24 protein-coding genes are annotated in these 21,162 nt (G+C 64.4%); 7 read left to right on the top strand and 17 right to left on the bottom strand.

Translation table 11 applies throughout. The features are described 5' to 3' along the window. Nucleotides 1–68: 68 nt before the first annotated feature. Nucleotides 69–929 carry an LppM family (lipo)protein gene (locus ACIPY3_RS06510; RefSeq protein ID WP_400331562.1) on the bottom strand — a complete coding sequence of 287 codons (861 nt, stop codon included), beginning with the start codon at nt 927–929 and terminating at the stop codon, nt 69–71. 98 nt (nt 930–1,027) lie between these two features. Between ACIPY3_RS06510 and ACIPY3_RS06505 the strand changes: the two genes are divergently transcribed. Together ACIPY3_RS06505 and ACIPY3_RS06500 are read left to right on the top strand one after the other, a co-directional pair. After that, nucleotides 1,028–1,471: a hypothetical protein gene (locus ACIPY3_RS06505; RefSeq protein WP_400331559.1), complete on the top strand. Its 444-nt coding sequence runs from the start codon at nt 1,028–1,030 to the stop codon at nt 1,469–1,471. Continuing rightward, nucleotides 1,468–2,100, top strand: a complete 633-nt coding sequence (locus ACIPY3_RS06500; protein WP_400331556.1) for an SIMPL domain-containing protein — start codon at nt 1,468–1,470, stop codon at nt 2,098–2,100. The genes ACIPY3_RS06505 and ACIPY3_RS06500 overlap by 4 nt, the downstream gene beginning before the upstream one ends. Before the next feature lie 7 nt (nt 2,101–2,107). Here ACIPY3_RS06500 and pcp read toward each other — a convergent pair whose 3' ends face one another. Continuing rightward, complete coding sequence (pcp, locus tag ACIPY3_RS06495) at nt 2,108–2,749, bottom strand: pyroglutamyl-peptidase I (protein ID WP_400331553.1); 642 nt, start codon at nt 2,747–2,749, stop codon at nt 2,108–2,110. A 76-nt stretch (nt 2,750–2,825) separates the two neighbouring features. Here pcp and ACIPY3_RS06490 point away from each other — a divergent pair, with 76 nt between their 5' ends. Further along, on the top strand, nt 2,826–3,923 hold the full coding sequence (locus ACIPY3_RS06490; protein ID WP_400331550.1) for an Rv2578c family radical SAM protein: 1,098 nt from the start codon (nt 2,826–2,828) through the stop codon (nt 3,921–3,923). A gap of 9 nt (nt 3,924–3,932) precedes the next feature. On the opposite strand, the gene ACIPY3_RS06485 is transcribed toward ACIPY3_RS06490, so the two are convergent. Then, nucleotides 3,933–4,367: a (deoxy)nucleoside triphosphate pyrophosphohydrolase gene (locus ACIPY3_RS06485; protein WP_400331547.1), complete on the bottom strand. Its 435-nt coding sequence runs from the start codon at nt 4,365–4,367 to the stop codon at nt 3,933–3,935. Nucleotides 4,368–4,498: 131 nt separating this feature from the next. Between ACIPY3_RS06485 and ACIPY3_RS06480 the strand changes: the two genes are divergently transcribed. Next, the gene (locus ACIPY3_RS06480; protein ID WP_400331544.1) at nt 4,499–5,701 is read left to right on the top strand and encodes an MFS transporter; all 1,203 of its coding nucleotides are present in this window, start codon (nt 4,499–4,501) and stop codon (nt 5,699–5,701) included. A gap of 135 nt (nt 5,702–5,836) precedes the next feature. Here the strand turns inward: ACIPY3_RS06480 and ACIPY3_RS06475 are convergent, their stop codons facing one another. The 4 genes from ACIPY3_RS06475 to infC form a co-directional block, all read right to left on the bottom strand. Further along, nucleotides 5,837–6,766, bottom strand: coding sequence for a TrmH family RNA methyltransferase (locus tag ACIPY3_RS06475; RefSeq protein ID WP_400331542.1), 930 nt, complete (start codon nt 6,764–6,766; stop codon nt 5,837–5,839). A gap of 26 nt (nt 6,767–6,792) precedes the next feature. Beyond that, nucleotides 6,793–7,467, bottom strand: coding sequence for a 50S ribosomal protein L20 (rplT, locus tag ACIPY3_RS06470; protein ID WP_400331540.1), 675 nt, complete (start codon nt 7,465–7,467; stop codon nt 6,793–6,795). A 119-nt stretch (nt 7,468–7,586) separates the two neighbouring features. Beyond that, complete coding sequence (gene rpmI / locus ACIPY3_RS06465; protein WP_347110628.1) at nt 7,587–7,781, bottom strand: 50S ribosomal protein L35; 195 nt, start codon at nt 7,779–7,781, stop codon at nt 7,587–7,589. A gap of 118 nt (nt 7,782–7,899) precedes the next feature. After that, a complete protein-coding gene (infC, locus tag ACIPY3_RS06460) occupies nt 7,900–8,877 on the bottom strand; it encodes a translation initiation factor IF-3 (protein ID WP_400331538.1) in 978 nt (325 codons plus the stop codon). Between the two features lie 378 nt (nt 8,878–9,255). On the opposite strand from infC, the gene ACIPY3_RS06455 reads away from it, so the two are divergent. Continuing rightward, nucleotides 9,256–9,645 (top strand): DUF1844 domain-containing protein, encoded by a 390-nt coding sequence (locus tag ACIPY3_RS06455; protein ID WP_400331535.1) that lies wholly within the window; start codon nt 9,256–9,258, stop codon nt 9,643–9,645. Between the two features lie 80 nt (nt 9,646–9,725). Here ACIPY3_RS06455 and ACIPY3_RS06450 read toward each other — a convergent pair whose 3' ends face one another. From ACIPY3_RS06450 to ACIPY3_RS06415, 8 genes are all read right to left on the bottom strand, one after another. Further along, a complete protein-coding gene (locus ACIPY3_RS06450) occupies nt 9,726–11,027 on the bottom strand; it encodes an MFS transporter (RefSeq protein WP_400331533.1) in 1,302 nt (433 codons plus the stop codon). A gap of 51 nt (nt 11,028–11,078) precedes the next feature. Beyond that, nucleotides 11,079–11,966 carry an SseB family protein gene (locus ACIPY3_RS06445; protein WP_400331530.1) on the bottom strand — a complete coding sequence of 296 codons (888 nt, stop codon included), beginning with the start codon at nt 11,964–11,966 and terminating at the stop codon, nt 11,079–11,081. Continuing rightward, the gene (gene priA, locus ACIPY3_RS06440; RefSeq protein WP_400331529.1) at nt 11,966–12,709 is read right to left on the bottom strand and encodes a bifunctional 1-(5-phosphoribosyl)-5-((5-phosphoribosylamino)methylideneamino)imidazole-4-carboxamide isomerase/phosphoribosylanthranilate isomerase PriA; all 744 of its coding nucleotides are present in this window, start codon (nt 12,707–12,709) and stop codon (nt 11,966–11,968) included. The genes ACIPY3_RS06445 and priA overlap by 1 nt, the downstream gene beginning before the upstream one ends. Before the next feature lie 31 nt (nt 12,710–12,740). Continuing rightward, nucleotides 12,741–12,899 carry a hypothetical protein gene (locus tag ACIPY3_RS06435; RefSeq protein WP_400331527.1) on the bottom strand — a complete coding sequence of 53 codons (159 nt, stop codon included), beginning with the start codon at nt 12,897–12,899 and terminating at the stop codon, nt 12,741–12,743. After that, a complete protein-coding gene (gene hisH / locus ACIPY3_RS06430; RefSeq protein WP_400271300.1) occupies nt 12,900–13,625 on the bottom strand; it encodes an imidazole glycerol phosphate synthase subunit HisH in 726 nt (241 codons plus the stop codon). Continuing rightward, the gene (gene hisB, locus ACIPY3_RS06425) at nt 13,622–14,248 is read right to left on the bottom strand and encodes an imidazoleglycerol-phosphate dehydratase HisB (RefSeq protein WP_089594411.1); all 627 of its coding nucleotides are present in this window, start codon (nt 14,246–14,248) and stop codon (nt 13,622–13,624) included. Before hisB ends, hisH begins: the two co-directional genes overlap by 4 nt. 64 nt (nt 14,249–14,312) lie before the next feature. After that, complete coding sequence (locus tag ACIPY3_RS06420; protein ID WP_400331524.1) at nt 14,313–15,440, bottom strand: histidinol-phosphate transaminase; 1,128 nt, start codon at nt 15,438–15,440, stop codon at nt 14,313–14,315. A gap of 77 nt (nt 15,441–15,517) precedes the next feature. Then, nucleotides 15,518–15,877, bottom strand: coding sequence for a LysM peptidoglycan-binding domain-containing protein (locus tag ACIPY3_RS06415; protein WP_400331523.1), 360 nt, complete (start codon nt 15,875–15,877; stop codon nt 15,518–15,520). Nucleotides 15,878–16,227: 350 nt separating this feature from the next. Between ACIPY3_RS06415 and lexA the strand changes: the two genes are divergently transcribed. Then, the gene (lexA, locus tag ACIPY3_RS06410) at nt 16,228–16,974 is read left to right on the top strand and encodes a transcriptional repressor LexA (RefSeq protein ID WP_400331666.1); all 747 of its coding nucleotides are present in this window, start codon (nt 16,228–16,230) and stop codon (nt 16,972–16,974) included. Between the two features lie 98 nt (nt 16,975–17,072). Here the strand turns inward: lexA and ACIPY3_RS06405 are convergent, their stop codons facing one another. Next, nucleotides 17,073–19,130, bottom strand: coding sequence for an ATP-dependent DNA helicase (locus tag ACIPY3_RS06405; protein WP_400331520.1), 2,058 nt, complete (start codon nt 19,128–19,130; stop codon nt 17,073–17,075). Next, nucleotides 19,123–20,685 carry a GTPase HflX gene (hflX, locus tag ACIPY3_RS06400; RefSeq protein WP_400331517.1) on the bottom strand — a complete coding sequence of 521 codons (1,563 nt, stop codon included), beginning with the start codon at nt 20,683–20,685 and terminating at the stop codon, nt 19,123–19,125. Before hflX ends, ACIPY3_RS06405 begins: the two co-directional genes overlap by 8 nt. A gap of 33 nt (nt 20,686–20,718) precedes the next feature. Between hflX and ACIPY3_RS06395 the strand changes: the two genes are divergently transcribed. Further along, nucleotides 20,719–20,874: a hypothetical protein gene (locus tag ACIPY3_RS06395; protein ID WP_400331516.1), complete on the top strand. Its 156-nt coding sequence runs from the start codon at nt 20,719–20,721 to the stop codon at nt 20,872–20,874. Nucleotides 20,875–21,162 lie beyond the last annotated feature (288 nt).

Genomic DNA, 21,162 nt, shown 5'->3' with positions numbered 1-21,162 from the left:
AACAAGAGGCAGTGTCCGCCGTGGCGAACACTGCCTTCCAGTCTAGTAGAACCTTCCCTACCGGGTCTTCAGGGGGCCGGAGGTGCGGCGGGCGGCGGCGGTGTGGGTCCGCCGTCGTTCCTTGGCTGCGGAGCCTGGCCGGGAGTGTAGCCCTGGCCCGCCCAATCCTGCTGTGGCGCGTATCCCGCGGGTCCGTTCTGTCCAGGTCCATACTGCGCCTGCCCGTACTGTGCGGCCGGAGCGGAGGCCGGAACGGGCTTCGGCGCACGACGCCTCAGGAGTACGAACAGCAGCACAACGGCAGCAGCCACCACGGCGACACCCACGACCAACCAGATGATCCACAGCGGGAACCCGGCGTTGGCCTCGGCTTTGACCTGGACGGTGGATTCACTGATGGACAGCATGTCGAACGTTGCGGTGTTCCCATCGACAGTGGCTCCCTTGGCCTCGACTACCTTGCCGGGGAAAGTGAAGCGGACCGAGGCTTCGTCGAACATCGACCTGGCCATGCCGGCCGAGGACGGGTCGCTGGAGTCGGTCCCCGTGACGCCGCCCATGGAGAGGACGTAGAAGTCGCCTTCCTTCTTGAGCTCGAAGGGGTTCTCTGAACTGGAGGACTCCGCAAGCTTCGCCGGATCAAGGTTGGTGGCGGTGATCTTCTTGCCCTTGTACTTTTCGTCCTCGTAGTCCACCACTGTGGATCCCTCGGGGATATCCATCTCCTGGCTGCCCGTGCCGTTGGACTTCATGAACTCGTCAAAGGACTTCTCTCCCAGAACGGACTTCTGGATTGCGTAGACCACTTCATAGTCGACGCTCTTCTCGCTGTTGACCTTGACGGACATGTTGAGCTTGACGCAGCCGGTCAGGGCCAGCATGACGGCGACCAGTACGGCAAGGACGCCTGCAGCGCGCTTCACTTTCATTTCTTCTTCCCCCAAATGGTGACGTGGACTGGGTGGGTGCTGGATCAGCGTAACCCGCGGCCGGCGCGGCGCGGGGTACGCCGGGCTAGCATGGCTTCATGACTCCCGGGCAGCGCCTGCGACAGATCGCCAACGCCGTCAACCTCAGTACGCCGTTGGGCTTGCTGGTTGCGGCGGCCTCACGGTCCCGGTTGTCGAAAGGACCGCGCGGCCTGCTCATCGCGGCCGGCTACCACTGGAAGATCCCGCATGCCGGGGCGTTCACGCTGGGGAACGTCATTGTGTACCGGTCGCCCCACGGTGTTGCGGGCGCCAATGAGAGGTTGCTGGCCCACGAGGAACGGCACAGCACACAGTACGCCTGGTGCCTGGGGCTCCCGTTCCTTCCCCTGTACGGAGTGGCCGCAGCGTGGTCCATGCTGCGGACCGGGAGCCCCGGCTTGGCCAACATCTTCGAGCGCCATGCCGGATTGGAAGCCGGCGGTTACATTGACCAACAAAGGCCGGGCGTGCCGGCCGGCAAGCGAAGCGAGGCGGTATGAAGCGAACCATCACAGTCACAGGTACGGCGAGCGCCAAGGCTGCGCCGGACCTGGTGACGCTGACGCTGGGTGTCGAAACCCGCCGGGACTCGGCAGCGCAGGCTTATTCCGACGCCGGACACGCCGCGGGTGCTGTAGCGGCCAGCCTGCGCCAAGCCGGCGTGGCGGACGTCGACCTGCAGACCAGCGGCTTGAGCCTGCGCGCCGACCTGGTGTGGGTGGAGGGCCAGGGACAAAAGGTCTCGGGGTACATCGCATCCACGATCCTGCTGGTGGCCATCCGCTCGCAAGCCGACGCGCCTGCCGCCCTAGCCGCGGCGGTGGCCGCCGGTGGAGACGACATCCGGATCAATGGCATTGGGCAGGGATTCTCCGACGCTTCCCGCGTGACCGCCGCCGCACAGGAGGCGGCGTGGGCCGACGCCGAGCGCAGGGCACAGCAGTATGCCCAGTTGGCGGGAGCCCGGCTGGGCAGCGTGGTGACCGTTTCCCAGCAGCCGACGCCGGGCGCGCCGGTCCCGGTGGGCGGCATGGCCAGGGCCTACGCGGCCGAAGCCATGCCCGTTGAAGCGGGAGAGTCATCGGTGACGGCAAGCGTCACGGTGGAGTGGGAGCTCCTGGCCGGCTAAGCCCTGGTCAGTGGATGGCGCCTGCGGACAGCTTGGCATCGGTGCCGGTTTGGGCCGCGGTACGAATAACGACGGCGATGCCCCTCGCCATTGATTCGAGGGGCATGGACGGTGCCGTGCTGCCCTGAACGAGATCCTCAGTGGCGTACGGCACGTGGACAAATCCACCCCTGGCCCCGGACCGGTCGTTCAAAGCGTGCATCAGCGCGTAGAAAACATGGTTGCAAACGTAGGTTCCGGCGGATTGGGAGACTTCTCCTTTGATGCCTTCAATCTGCAGGCTCCGCAAGGCCGCCTTGATGGGCAGGGTGGTGAAGTAGGCGGCAGGACCCCGGGGCACTACTTCCTGGTCGATGGGACGATTGCCCTTGTTGTCGGGGATGCGGGCGTCGTCGCAATTGATGGCCACGCGCTCCAAGGAAATCCTGTTGCGGCCACCGGCCAGGCCAACACTGAGGACCAGTTCCGGTTGGTGGGCCTCAATGGCCTGCAGTAACACATCAACCGATTCGCCAAAGACACAGGGCAGCTCGACCGACTCCACCGTCAGGCCCTCGGCGCGGAGTATCCGGGCGGCCTGCAGTACAGCGGTCCACGACGGATTGGTGGCATCGCCGCCAAAGGGTTCGAATCCAGTCAGCAGGATCATGGGCCAACCTTAGCAACGCCCGGAACCGGCTTCGAAGCACTTGACTTAAATTCGAACATACCTTCGAATGGAAGTCATGAGATGGGACGCACAAGCACTTTCACCAAGCCGTGATCGCGTACCCGGATCCGGTGCCGGCACAGCTCCCGGCCCTGCCCCGGTTGTGGATGCCCTGCTGCCGCTCTCCGGGTTGGTGCGTTCCATCTCAACACCCGAATTCTCCGGAGTTACCTTCCATGAGGTCACCGCCAAGTCAGTGCTCAATAAGGTGGCTGCCGGTTCCCAGATGCCGTTCGAGTGGACCGTGAATCCTTATCGCGGCTGCAGCCATGCGTGTGTCTATTGCTTCGCCCGGAAAACCCACACCTATCTGGACTTTGATTCCGGCCGCGATTTCGACTCCCAAGTGGTGGTCAAGATCAACGCGGCCGAGGTCCTGCGCAAAGAACTGGCCAAACCTTCGTGGCAACACCACCCCGTGGCGCTTGGCACCAATACGGACCCCTACCAACGCGCCGAGGGCCGCTATTCCCTCATGCCGGGAATCATCCGCGCCCTGGCAGACTCCGGAACCCCGTTTTCCATCCTGACCAAAGGCACCCTGTTGTCCCGGGACATCCCCTTACTCAAGCACGCAGCCACCGTGGTTCCCGTAGACCTTGGAATCTCGTTGGCCATGACCAACCAGGACCTCGCGGAGCTCATGGAGCCAGGGACGCCCTCCCCCAAAGCCCGGTTGAAGTTGATTGCCAGGCTTCGCGACGCAGGGCTCGGCTGCGGCGTCATGGCCATGCCCATCCTGCCGTGGCTCACTGACTCGGATGAGGCCTTGGACTCGTTGTTCTCCGAACTCGCCGCGGCAGGCACCACGGGGGTCACCGCCGGGGCGCTCTACCTCAAGCCCGGAACCCGCGAGTGGTACATGGAATGGCTGGCCCATAACCATCCGGAACTCGTGGGCAGGTACCGTCGGCTCTACGGGAAGGGCTCCTACGCGCCCAAGGAATACCGGACATGGCTGGCGGGGCGGGTCAATCACTTCAAGGCCAAATATGGCTTCGCGGGTACGCACGGGTTCAGCCATAGAAACGCCCGGCCCCGGACTACGGAACCGGCGCACGACGCCGCCCATCCTGCGGGGGCCACCGAGGCGGGCCAGGAGACCTTGTTCTAAGACAGGCCCCTACAGCGCGGAGGTGGCCACGCGCTCCAGCAACGCCCGCACGATGGGAAAGTCGGCGGGGATCCATTCGAGCTCCAGGACTTCGTTCCCGTCGAGGGATACCCACCGCAGTTCGTCGTGGTCTTCCAAGGGACGGGGCTCTCCGCCGGTCAGTTCAGCGAACCACACCCGCATCGCGGCCCGCTCATTCAGGGTCCAGCCGGAGGTGCTGCCGGACTGCAGTTCCTCGCCCAGGCGGACAGTGACGCCCAGTTCCTCCATGAGTTCCCGTTGGAGTGCCGATTCCGCCGACTCCCCGGCTTCCACCTTCCCACCAGGGAACTCCCACATCCCCGCGAACTGGGGAGGCGCGGTACGGCGTGCGGCCAGAAGGAGGGCAGGAGCTGAAAGGGAATCGACCACAGCCGCGCCCACCACGTTGATCAATGCAGTCACTGGATAAGTCTAGGGGTGTCGGGACCATGGGCATCATCACAAAACAAAGCCCCGCAGGCCGCTGGCCACTAAACTTGATCTCGGTTTTTCTTCCTACCCCGGCCCCGGGGACACCCTCACGAAGCAGGCTTATGACTACCACCATGTCCCCACCCACCTCCCGTCCCACGCGGCGCCACCTTGGTTTGGCCATCCTGTCGCTGGCCATGGGTGGGTTTGCGATCGGCACCACCGAGTTCGCCATGATGGGGCTTCTGAAAGAGGTAGAGGACGGGCTTCGCATCAGCACGCCCGAGGCCGGGAACCTGATTTCGGCCTATGCACTGGGCGTGGTCATCGGCGCGCCGGTCTTCGCGGCCTTCGGTGCCAAGCTCCCCCGCAAGCACCTGGCGCTGGGACTGATGCTCTTCCTGTCCATCGCCAACCTGACCTCTTTCATCGCACCTGATTACGGACTCATGCTGTTGTCCCGGTTCGCATCAGGCCTCCCCCACGGCGCCTACTTCGGTGTTGCCGCGGTCATCGCCGCCAGCCTCGTGGCACCCACCAAACGCGGCTGGGCCATTTCCATGGTCATGGCCGGACTCACCGTATCCAACGTCATCGGCGTCCCCCTGGCCACCTGGGTGGGACAAACGTTCGGATGGCGGCTCCTCTTCGTGATCGTCGGTGCGATCGGCCTGGTCACGGTGTTAATGGTCTGGAAGTTCGTACCCTTCGAGCCTGTCCATCCGGAGGCGAGCATCAGGCGCGAACTGGGCGCCCTCAAGCGCCTCCAGGTTTGGCTTGCACTCTTGATCGGCATCATTGGCTTTGGCGGCTTCTTTGCCGTCTACACCTACATCGCCCACACCATGACCAGCGTGGCCGGTATCCCGGAGAGCCTCATCCCGGCAGTCGTGGCCCTGTACGGCGTTGGCATGGTGGTGGGCAACATCATCGGTGGCAGGATCGCGGACCGTTCCGTCATGGGCACCATCTACCTGGTGATGCCCGGCATCGCCGTAGCCCTGGTGGTGTATGCGATTGCTGCGCACTGGGCCTGGTCCGCCTTCCTCATGGCTTTCGTCGTCGGCGGAATCGGCTCCATGCTGACGCCGGCCCTCCAGACACGACTGCTCGACGCAGCACCCGGTGCCGCTTCCCTGGCCTCGTCGCTGAACCATTCGGCCCTCAACATAGCCAACGCCCTCGGAGCATTCCTCGGCGGCACCGTGATCGCCTGGGGTTGGGGTTACGTTGCTCCGGCGCTGGTAGGCGCTGTCCTTGCCGTCCTCGGCTTGGGCGTCGCTGTGGTCAGTGGCTTGGTGGAACGCAGGAAGCCCCTGGCCTGACAGTTGCCAGAACCGAAAAGCGATCGGCTCCGCAGTGCGGAGCCGATCGCTTTTGCTTTGTCCTGGCCGGTACGCGGCACCCATGGTGATCTTCGAGGCCACCAGCAACACCGCACCCGGAACGTAACTACTTACTTATGCATCTCCGCCGGCCTGAGCGCTGGTGAATACCGCTCCTTGCTGGGAGCGGGCACTGGCGTACAGGCACACCGTGGCCGCCGTTCCCAGGTTGAGGCTTTCGGCTGAACCGTAGACCGGCACAGCCACCCGATGGTCGGCCAGGCCGAGTTCCGCATCGGAGAGACCCTGCGCCTCATTGCCGAAGAGCCAGGCCGTGGGCGCTTCCAGCGCGTAGTCCGAAGCAACATCCCCGTTGCCGAGCCGCCGGGCGGCGTTCTCGTCCTGCAGCTTGTCCAGGTTCACGGTGCCGTAGCCGTCCGCTGCAAGGACGCCAATCCCACGCGCCTTACAGAGCGCCACGAGTTCCTCGACATCAGCCCCAAGGACAACAGGAAGGTGGAAGAGGGAGCCAGCCGTGGAGCGTACGGCCTTCGGATTGTAGATGTCCACGCTGCTGCCGGTCAGGACCACAGCGTCCGCGCCCGCTGCGTCGGCGGCCCGCAGTACGGTTCCCGCGTTACCGGGGTCGCGCACTTGGCACATCACGGCAAGAAGGCGGGGACCGGCGTCGAGCACGCTCTCAAGGCTGACGTCCACAAAGCTGCACACGGCCACGACGCCCTGCGGGTTGACGGTGTCCGCCATGGCGGCCAACACATCATCGCTGGCCAGCCGGAGCTGCGTGCCACGGGCCAGGTCCGCAAGTTCGGGAAGCCTGTCCAGGCACGCTTCGCTGGCAAAGACTTCATGGACGACGGCGGCACCTCCGGCCGCGAGCCGCTCACGGTGGAGGGTCAGCGCCTCCCGCACGGCCTGCGGTCCTTCAGCGACGAACCGGCCGCGCTTTAAACGCGCCGGGCGCCCGGCAAGTTTGGCGACATCCCTCACCCGATCAGCTCGGGGGTTGGTCATCGTTATTTCTTGCGGGCGCCCGGTTTCGTTCATATAAAGAACTTTAGTGGCAGTTGCGACTAGTTCTTGATCTGCTGGCGGGCTTCGCCACCTGCGGGCTCGAAGCCTGCGGCCTTGGCAGCCTCAACGGTGGAGAACCAGTACTCAGCAGCAGTGTTCTCGTACCAGGTGGAACCCGGAACGTGGTACTTCTTGGACTCGGCGTTGCCCTTGATGGCGTGGCCTTCGGGAGCACCCTCACCCTCGACGGCTGCGATGGCACCGTCGATGGCGGGCTTGTCGGAAACGACAGCCTTGACAGCGGTGGCCGTGGCAGCAGCGGAAGCAACCTTGGCAGCCTTCGGAGCAGCTTCGGCCTTGGCCGGAGCAGACGTGTCAGCCGGGAGGGCAGCCTTGGCAACGTTCACCAGGGCGGTGAAAGCGTTGGCGTCGGAAACAGCCAGTTCGGCGAGCATGCGGCGGTCAACCTCAACCTCAGCAGCCTTCAGGCCCTGGATGAGACGGTTGTAGGTGAGGCCGTTGGCGCGGGATGCAGCGTTGATGCGCTGGATCCAGAGGCGACGGAAGTCACCCTTGCGCTTGCGGCGGTCGCCGTAGCTGTACACAAACGAGTGCAGCAGCTGCTCTTTTGCCTTGCGGTAAAGGCGCGAACGCTGACCGCGGTAACCCTTTGCGCGTTCGAGGACAACCCGGCGCTTCTTGTGGGCGTTGACCGCCCGCTTCACACGTGCCACGTGCGTACTCCTTCAGAAATCTTTATCCCAAGCTGCTACTGCCGGATCTCCGGCCGGCCTGAGAAGGCTTTTGGTGTAGTCGGTCCCCGCCGGACGGCGGCAACCTTAGAGCTTGGAACTTAGACGCCCAGCATCTTCTTGATGACCTTGGCGTCGCCCTTGAAGACGATCTTGTCGCCGGCGAGGCGACGGGTCAGGGTGGTGGGCTTGTGCTCCAGGTAGTGGCGGCGGTTGGCCTGCTGGCGCTTCAGCTTGCCGGTGCCGGTCAGCTTGAAGCGCTTCTTAGCACCGCTGTGGGTCTTCATCTTCGGCATGGGAACCGATCTCCTTACGTATCCACGGACAATGTCCGCAGTTCTTTCGTGCAGCCTGCCTCCAAGGGCCGGCGTGCTGGTTGCTTGCCGTTCGGAGCGGAGCTCCTTGGGCGTCGAACTAGTTGGTCTTGCGTGATGCAGGCTTCGGCGCGGCCTTGGGGGCCGCGGGCCGTGCGCCCGGCTTGGGAGCTGCAGGCTTGGCCATCGGCTTCGGAACCGCCGGAACGGCAGGCTTCGGAGCGGACGGGACAGCAGGCTTCGGCGCTTCCGGTGCAGGTGCCGCCACGGGAGCGGGAGCCGGAGCTTCCTCAGCAACAGCGGCTTCCTCGGCAGCCGGGGCTTCCTCGGCAACCGGCGTTTCCTCCGGAGCCTCCGCAACCGCGGGTGCTTCGCTGGCGGGAGCTTCCTCGGCTGCCGCCTGCGTGGCTTCCTCGACTACGGGAGCTTCGGTTTCCTGAGTGGCCTCTTCCCCGGCAGCCGTGAGGCCGGCAGGAAGGAGATCCGCGAGGGACTGGGTCATGGGCCCCTGGTCGCCCGAGGTGTCCACACGTGCTGCCGCCTTGGCCTCGTTCTGGGCCTTGGCTTCGGCACGCTGTGCTGCGCGGCGGGCTTCGGCCTTGGCCTCGGCCTTGTTCTTGAGCGGACCGATCACCATGACCATGTTGCGGCCATCGATGCGCGGGCTGGACTCGACAACGCCAACCTCGGCAACGTCTTCGGCAAAGCGCTGCAAGAGGCGGATGCCCATTTCGGGACGCTGCTGCTCGCGGCCACGGAACTGGATCATGGCCTTGACCTTGTCACCGGCACCGAGGAAGCGGAGGGCGTGTCCACGCTTGGTTTCGTAGTCGTGCTTGTCGATCTTCAGGCGGAAGCGGATTTCCTTCAGAACCGTGTTGGTCTGGTTCTTGCGGGCTTCGCGCGCCTTGACTGCGGCCTCGTACTTGTACTTGCCGAAGTCCATCAACTTGCAAACAGGAGGCTTAGCCTGCGGGGCAACTTCAACGAGATCGAGATCGGACTCGGCAGCAAGACGCAGGGCGTCCTCAATGCGGACAATTCCTACCTGTTCGCCGGCAGGGCCGACCAGCCGCACCTCGGGGACGCGGATACGCTCATTGATTCTTGGCTCGCTAATGTTAAAGCTCCTGTGGTTGTGGTGAGTTTCACCGGCAAAAAGAGAAGGCCTCCAATTGCTGGTGCAATCGAAGGCCTCGAAGATCGGCGCAGCCCCACGAAGGGAGCCAACTGCACTTCCGGCAATGCCGTGAAGCGTCCGACCAGGTTACCCGGCAACCTTCAAGTCCCGTGAGGGAAGCGGCTGACGCGGGTGGGAGAGAACTCCGCTTGCAAACTGAAAATCAAGTCTACAGAAATAACCCGCCAAGCGCACATTCACACGGCGGGCACAGACTGCAGTTCCACTAAACGTAGAAATAACGACTTCCAGTCGGTCTGTGACAAGCTTACCAGTATGAGCACTGAAGACAGCAATCACCGTAACTCCTTCGGCGGAGACGCGGCAGACACCGGAGTCTCCCAGCAGATCCGCGACATCGCCGAAGTTCCCGCCGTCGAGGTTATTACCACCGGCGCCGTGCACCTCATGAGCGCCGCAGCGGTCAAGGTTGGCCTGGCCGACGATCCCCACGCGGAAGACCTCAAGGACCTTGACGAGGCCCGCAAGCTCATCACCGCCCTGGCCGGCCTGGTCACGGCGGCCGCCCCGGAGATCGGCTCCCAGCATGCCGGTCCTTTGCGCGATGGCCTGCGGTCCCTTCAGCTGGCATTCCGCGAGGCTTCCCTCATCCCGGACGCACCGGGCAAGGGTCCGGGCGAAAAGTTCACCGGCCCGGTGAACTAGCGGCAAGCCCAAGCAGCAAACGACGACGGCGACCCAACCTTTCGGTTCGGGTCGCCATCGTTGTTAAGGCCCAAGGCGCCTCAGACGCGGGCGGCGCGGCGGCGCAAGGACATCAGGACGAAACCTGCAACGCACAGGACGACGCCGGCAGAACCCACCGCAGCGAAGCCCCCGGACGGTCCCACGTTGTCGATGAACACCCCCGCCAGCGGCGCACCAAGGGCCACACCGGCCGTCAGCGCCGAACCGTACCAGCCCATCGCTTCACCACGACGTTCCTCGTCCACAAGGTCGGCAACCTTCTCCGAGGACGCGGACAGCACGGGCGCACACAGCAGGCCGGGGAGGATCGACAGGAAGGCCAGCGTCCATGTGTCCCGTGCAAAGCCCATGGGAATAGTCAGCGCGGCCATGCCCAACAGGAGAAGCATGGGCGAGACCGGGCGGTTCATGGCGCCGTAAACAAGTCCACCGACCACCGAGGCAGCACACCAGAAGAAGAAGACTATGCCGATCTGGTTCTGGTGGCCTCCCCGTTCCAGCAAGCCAACGATGCTCACGTCCGAACCACTGAGCACCATTCCGGAGCCCGCCGCAACGGCGAACAGCGCAGCTACTGAGACGGTGAACCACGTGAAATTGCGGGCAACGCGGCTCCGCAGGCCACCCTTGGACGCCGAAGGCGCCATTTCGGAGGCAGCCTCCTGGACATGGCCGGGTGCGGAAGCAACCATGGCAGCCTCGGCGGCTGAAAGATCGGCCGCGGCACGTTCCGCGGACTCCTCGGCCGAGCAGGGATCCTCGCTCCTCGTTGGAGGATTGAACCAGATCAGGAACAGGCCCGCCACGGAAACCGACACTCCCACGGCAGTCAAGCCCAGCGCCGAGAAACCGCTCGTGGCGACAATGGCACCAATGGCCGGTCCGATCATGAACACGAGCTCGGTGGCAATCGAATCCAGGGCGAAGGCGCCGCGACGCTGTTCACCATCCACCATCACACCCAGCGACTGCCGGACCACGCTGAAGATGGGCAGCGTGAACAGGCCGCCCACGAACACCAGGGGCAGGAGCCATTGATAGGAAACGTGCGGCACGATCGACCAGATCACGGTCTCGGACACGACGGAAGGAATAAGGGCCCTACGCAAGCCCACCATGTCTACCCGGCGTCCGCGCCAAGGAGCTCCCAGCGCGATCCCGATGGTCATGACTGCCGCAGCAGCCCCCGCTGCGGCGTACCCCTCCCCCAAAGTCAGGACTATGTGCAGCGTCAACAGGACGCCGGCCGCCGAATGCGGGATGCGGGCCACCATGCCCACCAACAGCAACCGCCGCACAGGGCGGATGGACAGCATCTCCTTATAGAGAGCGAAATTCACAGCCAGTTTCCTCTTGTTCCCCAAGGCAGCCCCGGGGAACGGGTGCTGCCGTTAATGCTGCGCGGGCTCCTGTGCTGCACGCTGCAGTTTTACTTCAATGGAATCAACGCCCTCGGCAAAGGAATCCATCCTTGCCCAGGCCTCGTTCAATTGGGCCACGAGCGCTTGGACCGCTACGGCGTCCAGCCCGTCCTCAAGGAACAGCACTACCCGCAACTCCGGCCCCGCTCCGCCGCCAGGTACCTGGCGGCCATCGGCCGTCAGGGACGCAACGCCCGCACCGGGCTGCGTCTCAAGCCTGCGGACCGTGCGGAAACCAGAAACCGTGGAAGCGAGAGCAGCCTCCAGTTGATCATCAAGGTAGGACGGCGTCCAGTCCTTCTGCTGGGCAAGAGCCCACATGGCCGGGCGGCGCACCACGAACGTGTAATCCGAACCCGGGTCCAGGACCAGCAGTTGTGCACCCTCGGATACGGCGGAAAGTGCCGCCCTGGCCGCGTAAACAGCAACAGGCCGGGCCCCCGGATGCCATCGCTCCAGGGCATCCGCGGAAGTGAAGACGGGCATGGCCGTCCTTCCGTCAGGAGCCTTGAGAGTGACCAACGCCATATCAGCCTGCTTGTCGGCATGGAGCCCGTCCACGCCTTCGGCCTCTTCGGCGAGCGTCGCAACCACGGGCACGAAGACCCTGGCCGTGGCGAGCGCCGACACCACATCGGCTTCGCTGCCATTGCCGTCCAGCAAGGCCGCTACTGCGGCGAGGTATCCCGAATCGGCCGAACCGTCGTCGTCCTCGAAGTTGTGGATTTTGGCGGCGTCGCCGTCCAGGCTGCGCCCCGCCCACGGCTGCCCGGCGGAATCGGTGGGCCCGCCGGCACCCGCCAGGGCGGCGGCAATGTGCCCGGGAAGCTCCCGGCGGTGTTCCTGGTGCCCTGCCATCAGCGGCGGCCGGCGACGTCCAGCGCTTCGGGGAGCGTGAAGGCACCGGCGTACAGCGCCTTGCCCACGATCGCACCCTCGACGCCCAGCGGAACCAACTCACGGAGCACGCGGAGGTCCTCAAGGCTGGAAATACCACCCGACGCCACCACGGGCTTACCGGTCTTCTCCACCATCTGGCGGAGCAGTTCGACGTTGGGTCCCTGCAGCGTGCCATCCTTGGTCACGTCGGTGACCACGTAACGGGCGCAGCCGGCGTCCTCAAGACGGGCCAGGACCTCCCAGAGATCGCCGCCCTCCTTGGTCCAGCCGCGGCCGGCCAGCGTGGTTCCGCGGACGTCAAGACCGACGGCGATCTTGTCGCCGAAGCGCTCGATGGCACGGCGGGTCCATTCCGGGTTTTCCAACGCAGCCGTACCGAGGTTCACCCGGGCTACGCCGAGGGCCAGGGCGCGTTCCAGCGACTCATCGTCGCGAAGCCCGCCGGACAGCTCCACCTTCACGTTGAGCTGGGAAACCACGTCGCTGATCAGGTCTGCGTTGTTGCCCCGGCCGAAGGCGGCGTCGAGGTCCACCATGTGCACCCACTCAGCGCCGGCTTCCTGCCAGTTCAGGGCTGCTTCAAGGGGCGTGCCATAGCTCGTTTCCGAGCCCGCCTCTCCTTGGAGGAGGCGGACCGCCTGGCCGTCAACAATGTCGACGGCGGGAAGGAGTTCCAGAACGGACTGTGCGGGCGTGGTCATGTGTGTCCTTGCAGTTGATGGGAACGCCGGGTTACTTGCCCGGAAGCGTCAGGAGGTAGGCGGCCAGGAGGGACATCCCGGCCAGCACGTAGAAGGAAATGGAAACCCAGAGGGGCTTTTTCTGCTGGTGGAAGGAGATGCCCCCACCTACCAGGAGGCCGGCGAGCCCCATGAGCACTACGGACCACATTCAGGCGGCGCCTTCAGGTTTCCGGAGGCCGTCCACCCAGTTGCGCAGCAGCCTGGCACCGGCATCACCCGATTTCTCCGGGTGGAATTGCGTAGCGCACAGCGGGCCGTTTTCCACCGCGGCGATGAAACGGGCTCCGTGCTCGGACCACGTCACCATGGGCGGAGCCATCCGGGGCTGGACAACGTCGAAGTTCCATTCCTGAACGCCGTAGGAGTGCACAAAGTAGAAACGCTCGTCCTCCACTCCGGCGAAGAGCTTGGACCCCTCCGGAACGTCCACGGTGTTCCACCCCATGTGCGGAACCACGGGAGCGGGCAGGAGCTCTACCTTGCCTGGCCATTCGGCCATTCCTTCGGATTCGGTACCGTGCTCCACTCCGGCCTCGAACATCACCTGAAGGCCAACACAAATGGCGAGGACCGGCCGGCCTCCGGCAACGCGGCGCCCGATCATGCGGATGCCATCAACGGCCTTGAGCTCCTTCATGACAGTCTCGAACGCACCGACCCCGGGAACCACCAGTCCGTCAGCGTTCAGCACGTCTTCCGGCTTGGCGCTCAACACGACGTGGGCGCCTGCGCGCTCCAGTGCCCGCACCGCCGAACGCACATTTCCCGAGCCGTAATCCAGCACCGTAACCGTGGGCTTGCCCTCGGGCGATTCGGGCTTTGCGGAAGCCGATGCGTCAGTCACCGCACCGTCTTTGAGGATCTGGTTGCTCATAGTGCTCCCTTGGTGGACGGAATACCCTCCACGCGGGGATCGGATTCAACGGCCGCGCGGAGCGCCCGGGCGAATGCCTTGAACTGTGCCTCCACAATGTGGTGGGGGTCGCGTCCTGCCAGAACATTCATGTGCAGGCAGATACCTGCGTGCAGCGTGATGGCTTCGAAGACGTGCCGCGTCAGTGAACCAGTGAAGTGTCCCCCGATCAGGTGGTACTCCTGTCCGGCGGGCTCCCCGCCGTGCACCAGGTAGGGGCGGCCGGAAACGTCCACAACTGCGTGGGCCAAAGCCTCATCCAGGGGAACGGTGGCCTCGCCGAAGCGACGGATACCGGCTTTGTTTCCCAACGCCGTCCGCAGGACCTCGCCGAAGGTGATGGCCACGTCTTCAACGGTGTGGTGGGCGTCGATGTGGGTGTCCCCCGTGGCCTTGACCGTCATGTCGATCAAGGAGTGCTTGCACAGCGCAGTCAGCATGTGGTCGTAGAACGGGACCGAGGTGCTGATGTCCGAGACACCCGAACCGTCCAGGTTGATCTCCACCAGGACAGAAGACTCACTGGTGGTGCGCTCCATGCGCGCGGTACGGGCAGCGGACGGCGTGGCGCCGGTTTCGCTCATCTGGGGAACGTCCTTAACACGAAAAGGGAAATGGATCTAGGGACAAGTCTAAGTGGGTGGCTTCTTAACCGAGCCGTGGAGCAACACCGGCCTCGCCGGCCAGCAGCGCTTCAAGAGCTTCCAGGAACGCTGTGGTCTCCTGTTCGGTACCGGCAGTGACACGCAAGTGCCCGGGGATCCCAACATCGCGGATCAGTACTCCAGCATCCAGCAGGCCCTGCCAGATGACTTGCGGGTTCTCCAAGCCACCAAAGAACACGTAATTGGAGTCCGAGGCCGCCGGCTTGAGGCCCATCCGCAGCAATTCAGTGACGATGCGGTCACGCTGGACCTTGATGTCCTCGACGTCGGCCATCAGGGCCTCGCGGTGCTGCAGGGCTGCCAGGGCGGTCGCCTGCGTTACCGCCGAGAGGTGGTACGGCAGCCGGACCAGGCGGATGGCATCGGTGACCTCGGGCGCCGCAGCCATGTAGCCCAACCGCGCACCGGCAAGTGCGAAAGCCTTGCTCATGGTGCGGGAAACAATGAGCCGTTCCCGGCCCGGCAGCAAGGTCAGGGCACTGGGAGTGTTGTCGTGGGCGAATTCGTGGTAAGCCTCGTCCACGATCACGATCGCCTGGCTGGCCTCTCCTGCTTCATAGACAGCCTCCACGACGTCCAAGCCAAGACCCGTTCCGGTGGGGTTGTTGGGCGAGCACAGGAAGACGATATTTGCGCCCGCCTCAGCCACCTGCGCGGCGGCAGACGCGGCGTCCAAACTGAAATCCCCGCCACGAACACCACGGACGTACTCAGTGTCCGTGCCGCTGGCCAGGAGGGGGTACATGGAATACGTGGGAGGGAACCCAAGGGCCTTGCGGCCGGGACCACCGAAAGCCTGGAGGATCTGCTGGATAACCTCGTTGGATCCGTTGGCAGCCCAGATGTTCGCAGGACTGAGGCCGTGGCCCAGGAATTCCGCCAACGCCTCCCGCAATTCAGTGAACTCGCGGTCGGGGTAACGGTTCAGTCCGGTGGCCGCTGCGGCCACGGCTTCGGTGATCGCGGCCTGGACATCGGCGGGCACTCCATGGGTGTTCTCGTTGACGTTGAGCAGAATCGGAACGTCAAGCTGCGGTGCGCCGTAGGGGCTCAGTCCACGCAGGTTGGTCCGGAGGGGAAGTCGGTCGAGTCGCTCAAGCTGGTCAGTCACCCCACCAGTTTAAGGTGCGCCGGTGAGTGCCCTGTAACTGTGACGCCGGAGAGGATCCGCGCCACCGTCCGTATGGACTACTTGGCAGGAACAAACAATTGCTGACCGGGGGTGATGCGTCCGCCACGGAGATCATTCAGCTGGATGATCTCCGTGATGACGTCCCGCGGGTCACGCTCGGGTGCGGCAGCCCCTGCAATGCCCCACAGGGACTGACCGGGCTGCACGGTGACACTGACGGCGACTGGCGGTTGCAGTTGCGACGGGGAATCCGAGGCCTTGGCCGGCGAGTTCAGGAAGCCCGCAAACGTGAGCAGCGCGGCCACGAGCAACATGGCCGGGATGCCAAAGAAAACGATCCGCCCGCGCCGGGTGAGCCGGATGCGGGTGGGTACCGGCGCGTTGCGGAACTCGTGGAACGTTGTGACTGCGGACATGAGCTGAGCCCTTCTGAGCGATTGCCTGGTCCCGGGGAACCAGGACCCTGCTGCCAATACCTTGTGTTCGTTGGTCTCGCCGCGATATTCGAACACTTCCTTCGAACATCTCGGCTTCGATCCGGATTACTAGAACACATATTCGAACCTTGCTATGACATTTTTAGCACTTATCAACGAACGGTGTCGAGACTCGCTAGAACAAATGTTTGATAAACGCTGGTGCCTGGCCTACGTTTGAGGGAAGAAACAGGCACAAAAGCAGTGCATCAGGAGGGTCTGACATTTTTGACCCACATCCCGGCAGCACTCAGAACGCCGCCGGGCGGAACGGAAGGGCAATGGCGAACATGGCAGCGAAGGCCACAGGCGGCGGGGCACCCCTGCGGAGCCAACAGCCCACCAAAAGTCCCAAAAGCCTGACTGTCCGTCAGAAGAAGATCCTCGAGACCATCCAGCGCTCCGTCAATGACAACGGCTACCCGCCCAGCATGCGCGAAATCGGGGATACGGTGGGATTGGCCAGCCTCTCGAGCGTCACCCACCAGTTGTCCCAGCTGGAAAAACTCGGCTACCTCAGGAGGGACCCCAAGCGTCCTCGCGCCATGGAAGTCCTCATGCCACTGACCCTTGACGGTGGTGCCACCATCCCGGGAGTGGAAGCCCCCGCAACGTTGCGCAGTACCGGCGGCCTCGCCGTCACCGAGCTGGCAAGTGCCAGCGACACCGCGATGGTTCCCCTGGTGGGCCGCATCGCTGCCGGTGGCCCGATCCTGGCCGACCAGACCGTGGAGGACGTCCTGCCCCTCCCGCGGCAATTGGTGGGCCATGGCGAACTCTTCATGCTGAAGGTCGCCGGTGATTCCATGATCGACGCCGCCATCTGCGATGGCGACTGGGTTGTTGTCCGCCGGCAGAATGACGCCATCAACGGCGATATCGTGGCAGCCCTCCTGGACGACGAGGCCACGGTCAAGACATTCCGCCAACGCGACGGCCACACTTGGCTCCTCCCCCAGAACACCCAGTACGAGCCCATCCTCGGCGATCAAGCCACCATCATGGGCAAAGTCGTGTCGGTGTTGCGCTCCCTTTAAGGGCCATCCTCCAGAAGGTCTGTTCGAAGACCCGCGTCGGCACACACTGCTTCAGGGGTGCCCGCGCCAGCGGTGGCGGGCACCCCTGAAGAATCGTCTTATCGCCCGCTCCGGGCCAGCCTTTGCAAGGCGCCCTGGACGGTCTTCCGGTCGGTCGTGGCCCAGAAGGGCGGCAAGGCAGCCCGCAGGAAGCCGCCGTACCTTTCGGTGGAAAGCCTCGAGTCGAGTATCGCCACCACGCCCTTGTCTCCCGTAGACCGGATCAACCGGCCTGCTCCCTGCGCCAGGCGGATTGCGGCATGGGTCGCCGAGACGGCCATGAACCCGTTTCCACCGGACTGAGCCACAGCACGCGACCTTGCCGTCATCAGGGGATCATCGGGCCGTGGGAAGGGGATCCTGTCAATGACCACCAGGCGGCACGAGCCACCCGGCACGTCCACCCCCTGCCACAGGGACATGGTGCCGAAAAGGCACGTATCGGGTTCGTCAGCGAACTGTTTCACCAGCGCTGCCATGGTGGATTCTCCTTGGCACAGGATGTCCACATCGAGCCGCAGCCGCATGGCTTCCGCGGCTTCCTCGGCTGCCCGCCGGGACGAAAACAGGCACAACGCTCCGCCGCCGGAGGCACGGATGAGGTCCTCAAGCTCGTCGAGGGCTTCGGGCGAGGTGCCGCGTCCGGGCTTGGGCAAGTGCTTCGCCACGTAGAGGACGCCCTGCTTCGGATAGTCAAAGGGCGATCCCACGTCCAAGCCTGTCCAGCTGGGAGCTCCGTCCCCCAGCAGGCCCAGCCCGCCCGCGGCCGGCTCGAACGCCGACCCGATGGCCAGCGTGGCGGACGTCAGAACCACCGTGTGGCCCGCAAACAGCCCTTCCCGGAGGCGTCCGGCCACGCTCAGGGGAGCAATATTAATGAGTGCGGGAGCTGTTTCGTCAGGCGGCGAGTAGCCCTGCTGGGGATCGAAAGTGCTGTTCCTGGAGAACCACACCACTTCACGATTTTCCTTCGCGGCCAGCAACCGCTCCGATAGTTCCAGAATGAGCATGAGCCGCGAACGGGCCAACTGGCGTCCACCGTCCACGGCGTTCGACGAATCCGTTTTCGAATCGGACAGGGCGGCCCTGGTGGCGTCCCGGAGCTGGTCCAGGCAATCAAGTTGTTCGTCGTTGAGGCCGTTGGGCACCAAGCCGCTTGGAACACCAACAAGGGCCATGTCCAACCTGTCCGCGGCCGCGTTCAGGGCATCGACGGTGATGGCCGTGTGCTTGCGTGCGCTTGAGGCCGCAGCATGGATCATGGCCACGGACAACTGGCCGGACACGGCTCCCGTGACCCGGTCCTGGAGTTCGTGGGCTTCGTCCACCACCACCACGTCATACTCCGGAAGGACTGCCAGTCCCTCAAAGGCGCTCACGGCGAGCATCGCGTGGTTGGTGACCACCACATCGGCTTCCGCCGCCCGGGCGCGTGCCTGCTCGCTGAAGCACTCCTCCGCCAGGGGACACTTCTGCGCCCCCAGGCATTCCATCGAGGTAACTGAAACCTGGCGCCATGCACGGTCTGTCACACCCGGCATCAGTTCGTCGCGGTCGCCCGTGGCGGTCTTCTCCGCCCACTCGCGCAGCCGCACTACTTCCTTGCCCAGTTGCGACGACGGCCCGCCCAGCGATGCGGCGAAGTGCGGCACGCTGGTGTCCTCTCCGAGGGAGAAAAGCTGTCCCTCGGAGGGTTCTTCGCTGGGAAACCCGCCCTCGAGCTTTTGCAGGCACACGTAGTTGGCCCGGCCCTTGACGAGCGCCACATTCACTGGCCGTTCCAGGGCCGGGTTGATGGTCTCCAGCAGACGGGGAAGGTCCCTCCCCACGATCTGCGTCTGGAGGGCCAGGGTGGCGGTGGACACCAGCGTGGGCTTGTTGCTGTCCATGGAATGGGCGATCAACGGGATCAGGTAAGCCAACGACTTACCCGTTCCCGTTCCCGCCTGGACCAGCAGGTGTTCCCCGGACTCGATGGCCCGGGCAACGTGCTTGGCCATTTCATGCTGGCCAGTGCGGCTTTGGCCGCCCATGCCTGCAACAGCCTTGTCCAACAGCTCGAGGGTGAACTTCTCCCCCACCGACGCAGCGGGTTCCGCCGCCACCTTCTCAACCATTGCTGACGAACGACTCCAGCTCGGCGGCCAGGCCCTCGCGGACCATCGCCACCACGCGCGTGCCGTCTTCCTCGTGCTCAAGGCTAAGGATTTCGGCGTCGGAGTTATGCAGCTTGTTGATCAGCTCGCCGCGGTTGTAGGGAATGAGCACCTCCAGCCGGACGCCCGGCCGCGGGATCGACTGGCTGATGGTCTCCAGGAGTTCGGCAATTCCCTCCCCCGTGCGGGTCGAAACGACGGCGTGGCGCGGTTCCTTCTGCCTGAGGCGCTCAACGACGAACGGATCCGCCACGTCCACCTTGTTCAAGACGATGATTTCCGGAACCTTCCGGGCATCGACTTCGCTGAAGACTGTCCGCACAGCCGCAATCTGACCTTCGGGATCAGGGTGCGAGGCATCGACGACGTGCAGGATCAGGTCCGAATCCGCCACTTCCTCGAGCGTTGAACGGAATGCCTCAACCAACTGTGTGGGCAGTGAGCGGACGAACCCCACGGTGTCGGCCAAGGTGTAACCGATACCGTCAGGCGTTTGGGCCTTGCGGACCGTGGGATCCAACGTGGCGAACAGCGCGTTCTCCACCAGGACACCGGCATCCGTCAGGCGGTTGAGCAGTGAGGACTTGCCGGCGTTGGTGTAGCCGGCGATCGCGACGGAAGGAACGGCATGACGACGGCGGTTGGCCCGCTTGGTCTCGCGCGCCGGCTTCATCGCGGCGATCTCCCGACGCAGCTTGGCCATCCGGGTACGGATGCGGCGGCGGTCGAGTTCGATCTTGGTTTCACCGGGACCACGGGAACCCATGCCGGCGCCTGCGCCACCCACCTGCCCACCGGCCTGGCGGGACATGGAGTCACCCCAGCCGCGGAGCCTGGGGAGCAGGTATTCCAGCTGGGCCAGTTCCACTTGGGCCTTGCCCTCACGGCTCTTTGCATGCTGGGCGAAGATATCCAGGATCAACGTGGTGCGGTCAACAACCTTAACCTTCACGATGTCCTCCAGGCCACGCCGCTGGGACGGCGAAAGCTCGGTGTCCACAACCACCGTGTCGGCTCCGGTGGAGGCGACGATTGCCTTGAGCTCCTGGGCCTTGCCAGACCCCAGGAAGGTTCCAGGGTCAGGCTTGCTCCGGCGCTGGACCAGCCCATCCAGGACTTCCGACCCGGCGGTTTCAGCAAGCGCCGCGAGCTCCCGCAGGGAATTCTCGGCATCGGCCAAGGTGCCCTCGGTCCAGAGGCCTGCGAGGACTACGCGCTCAAGGCGCAGCTGCCGGTACTCAACCTCGGTGACATCCTCGAGTTCCGTGGAAAGGCCTGCCGTCCGGCGGAGCGCGCGGCGTTCAGCAAGGTCTTCCTGCTCGCCGTCGAAAATGCTGTGCTCCTGGTCAAGCGTGGAGATCGCTTGGGCCTTGCCAAGAACGCCCTTGGCGTCAGGATCCCCGGATGCCTGCGCTGGGACATCCTTGGACAAAATCCGGTCGATGACGGCCTGGATCTCTTCAGGACTCATGTCCTGGGCGTCGGAATCGGATCCGGAGTGCTTCTGGGTGGTCATGGTCTCCTTAGAGTGTTCGGCAATTCCAGAATAATGCTGTTTGCTGTGCGGCGCGTCGGTATTCGCGCTGGGCTGACGTGCTTGGGCCAAAAGGGCCTCCTGGAGCGTGGCCGGCAGCCGGATGGCGTCCGGCTGGCCTGGCTGGTGGGTGGTGGCGGTCGGATCCGCGCAGAGGTCCAGTCCGGCTGAAGACTGCCCGTGCTGTCCGGTCGCACCCACACAAGGCCGGTCAAGCCTGCAAGCAGCCAGGCCGGGTCGACGGAGCATGGGGTCGGATGGTGACGTGATCTTCTGAGCGCCCGAACCCCGGAAAGGGACGCGGACCGAGCCGGGGAACCTGCCGGGCGGAATGGGCGGCGCTGGTCACGGAAAGTGATTCGGCAGCGCGGTCCTGCATCGCGGGCAGAGCCATGGGCTGATTACTCAAAGATCAAGAACATGCCTTCCACGGTAGCATCCCGTGTCAAACCGACCCTT

It is taken from the genome of Paenarthrobacter sp. NPDC089714, from assembly GCF_044748905.1.
In the GTDB taxonomy this organism is placed as follows: Bacteria; Actinomycetota; Actinomycetes; order Actinomycetales; family Micrococcaceae; genus Arthrobacter.
This window is presented reverse-complemented; position numbering and strand designations above follow the sequence as displayed.

Excerpts from the sequence above, each read along its gene's own strand:
- ACIPY3_RS06510 (WP_400331562.1), bottom strand. The coding sequence starts at position 929 with ATGAAAGTGAAGCGCGCTGCAGGCGTCCTTGCCGTACTGGTCGCCGTC.
- ACIPY3_RS06505 (WP_400331559.1), top strand. The coding sequence starts at position 1,028 with ATGACTCCCGGGCAGCGCCTGCGACAGATCGCCAACGCCGTCAACCTC.
- ACIPY3_RS06500 (WP_400331556.1), top strand. The coding sequence starts at position 1,468 with ATGAAGCGAACCATCACAGTCACAGGTACGGCGAGCGCCAAGGCTGCG.
- pcp (WP_400331553.1), bottom strand. The coding sequence starts at position 2,749 with ATGATCCTGCTGACTGGATTCGAACCCTTTGGCGGCGATGCCACCAAT.
- ACIPY3_RS06490 (WP_400331550.1), top strand. The coding sequence starts at position 2,826 with ATGAGATGGGACGCACAAGCACTTTCACCAAGCCGTGATCGCGTACCC.
- ACIPY3_RS06480 (WP_400331544.1), top strand. The coding sequence starts at position 4,499 with ATGACTACCACCATGTCCCCACCCACCTCCCGTCCCACGCGGCGCCAC.
- ACIPY3_RS06475 (WP_400331542.1), bottom strand. The coding sequence starts at position 6,766 with ATGAACGAAACCGGGCGCCCGCAAGAAATAACGATGACCAACCCCCGA.
- rpmI (WP_347110628.1), bottom strand. The coding sequence starts at position 7,781 with ATGCCGAAGATGAAGACCCACAGCGGTGCTAAGAAGCGCTTCAAGCTG.
- ACIPY3_RS06455 (WP_400331535.1), top strand. The coding sequence starts at position 9,256 with ATGAGCACTGAAGACAGCAATCACCGTAACTCCTTCGGCGGAGACGCG.
- ACIPY3_RS06445 (WP_400331530.1), bottom strand. The coding sequence starts at position 11,966 with ATGGCAGGGCACCAGGAACACCGCCGGGAGCTTCCCGGGCACATTGCC.
- priA (WP_400331529.1), bottom strand. The coding sequence starts at position 12,709 with ATGACCACGCCCGCACAGTCCGTTCTGGAACTCCTTCCCGCCGTCGAC.
- ACIPY3_RS06435 (WP_400331527.1), bottom strand. The coding sequence starts at position 12,899 with ATGTGGTCCGTAGTGCTCATGGGGCTCGCCGGCCTCCTGGTAGGTGGG.
- hisH (WP_400271300.1), bottom strand. The coding sequence starts at position 13,625 with ATGAGCAACCAGATCCTCAAAGACGGTGCGGTGACTGACGCATCGGCT.
- hisB (WP_089594411.1), bottom strand. The coding sequence starts at position 14,248 with ATGAGCGAAACCGGCGCCACGCCGTCCGCTGCCCGTACCGCGCGCATG.
- ACIPY3_RS06415 (WP_400331523.1), bottom strand. The coding sequence starts at position 15,877 with ATGTCCGCAGTCACAACGTTCCACGAGTTCCGCAACGCGCCGGTACCC.
- lexA (WP_400331666.1), top strand. The coding sequence starts at position 16,228 with ATGGCAGCGAAGGCCACAGGCGGCGGGGCACCCCTGCGGAGCCAACAG.
- ACIPY3_RS06405 (WP_400331520.1), bottom strand. The coding sequence starts at position 19,130 with ATGGTTGAGAAGGTGGCGGCGGAACCCGCTGCGTCGGTGGGGGAGAAG.
- hflX (WP_400331517.1), bottom strand. The coding sequence starts at position 20,685 with ATGACCACCCAGAAGCACTCCGGATCCGATTCCGACGCCCAGGACATG.
- ACIPY3_RS06395 (WP_400331516.1), top strand. The coding sequence starts at position 20,719 with ATGCTGTTTGCTGTGCGGCGCGTCGGTATTCGCGCTGGGCTGACGTGC.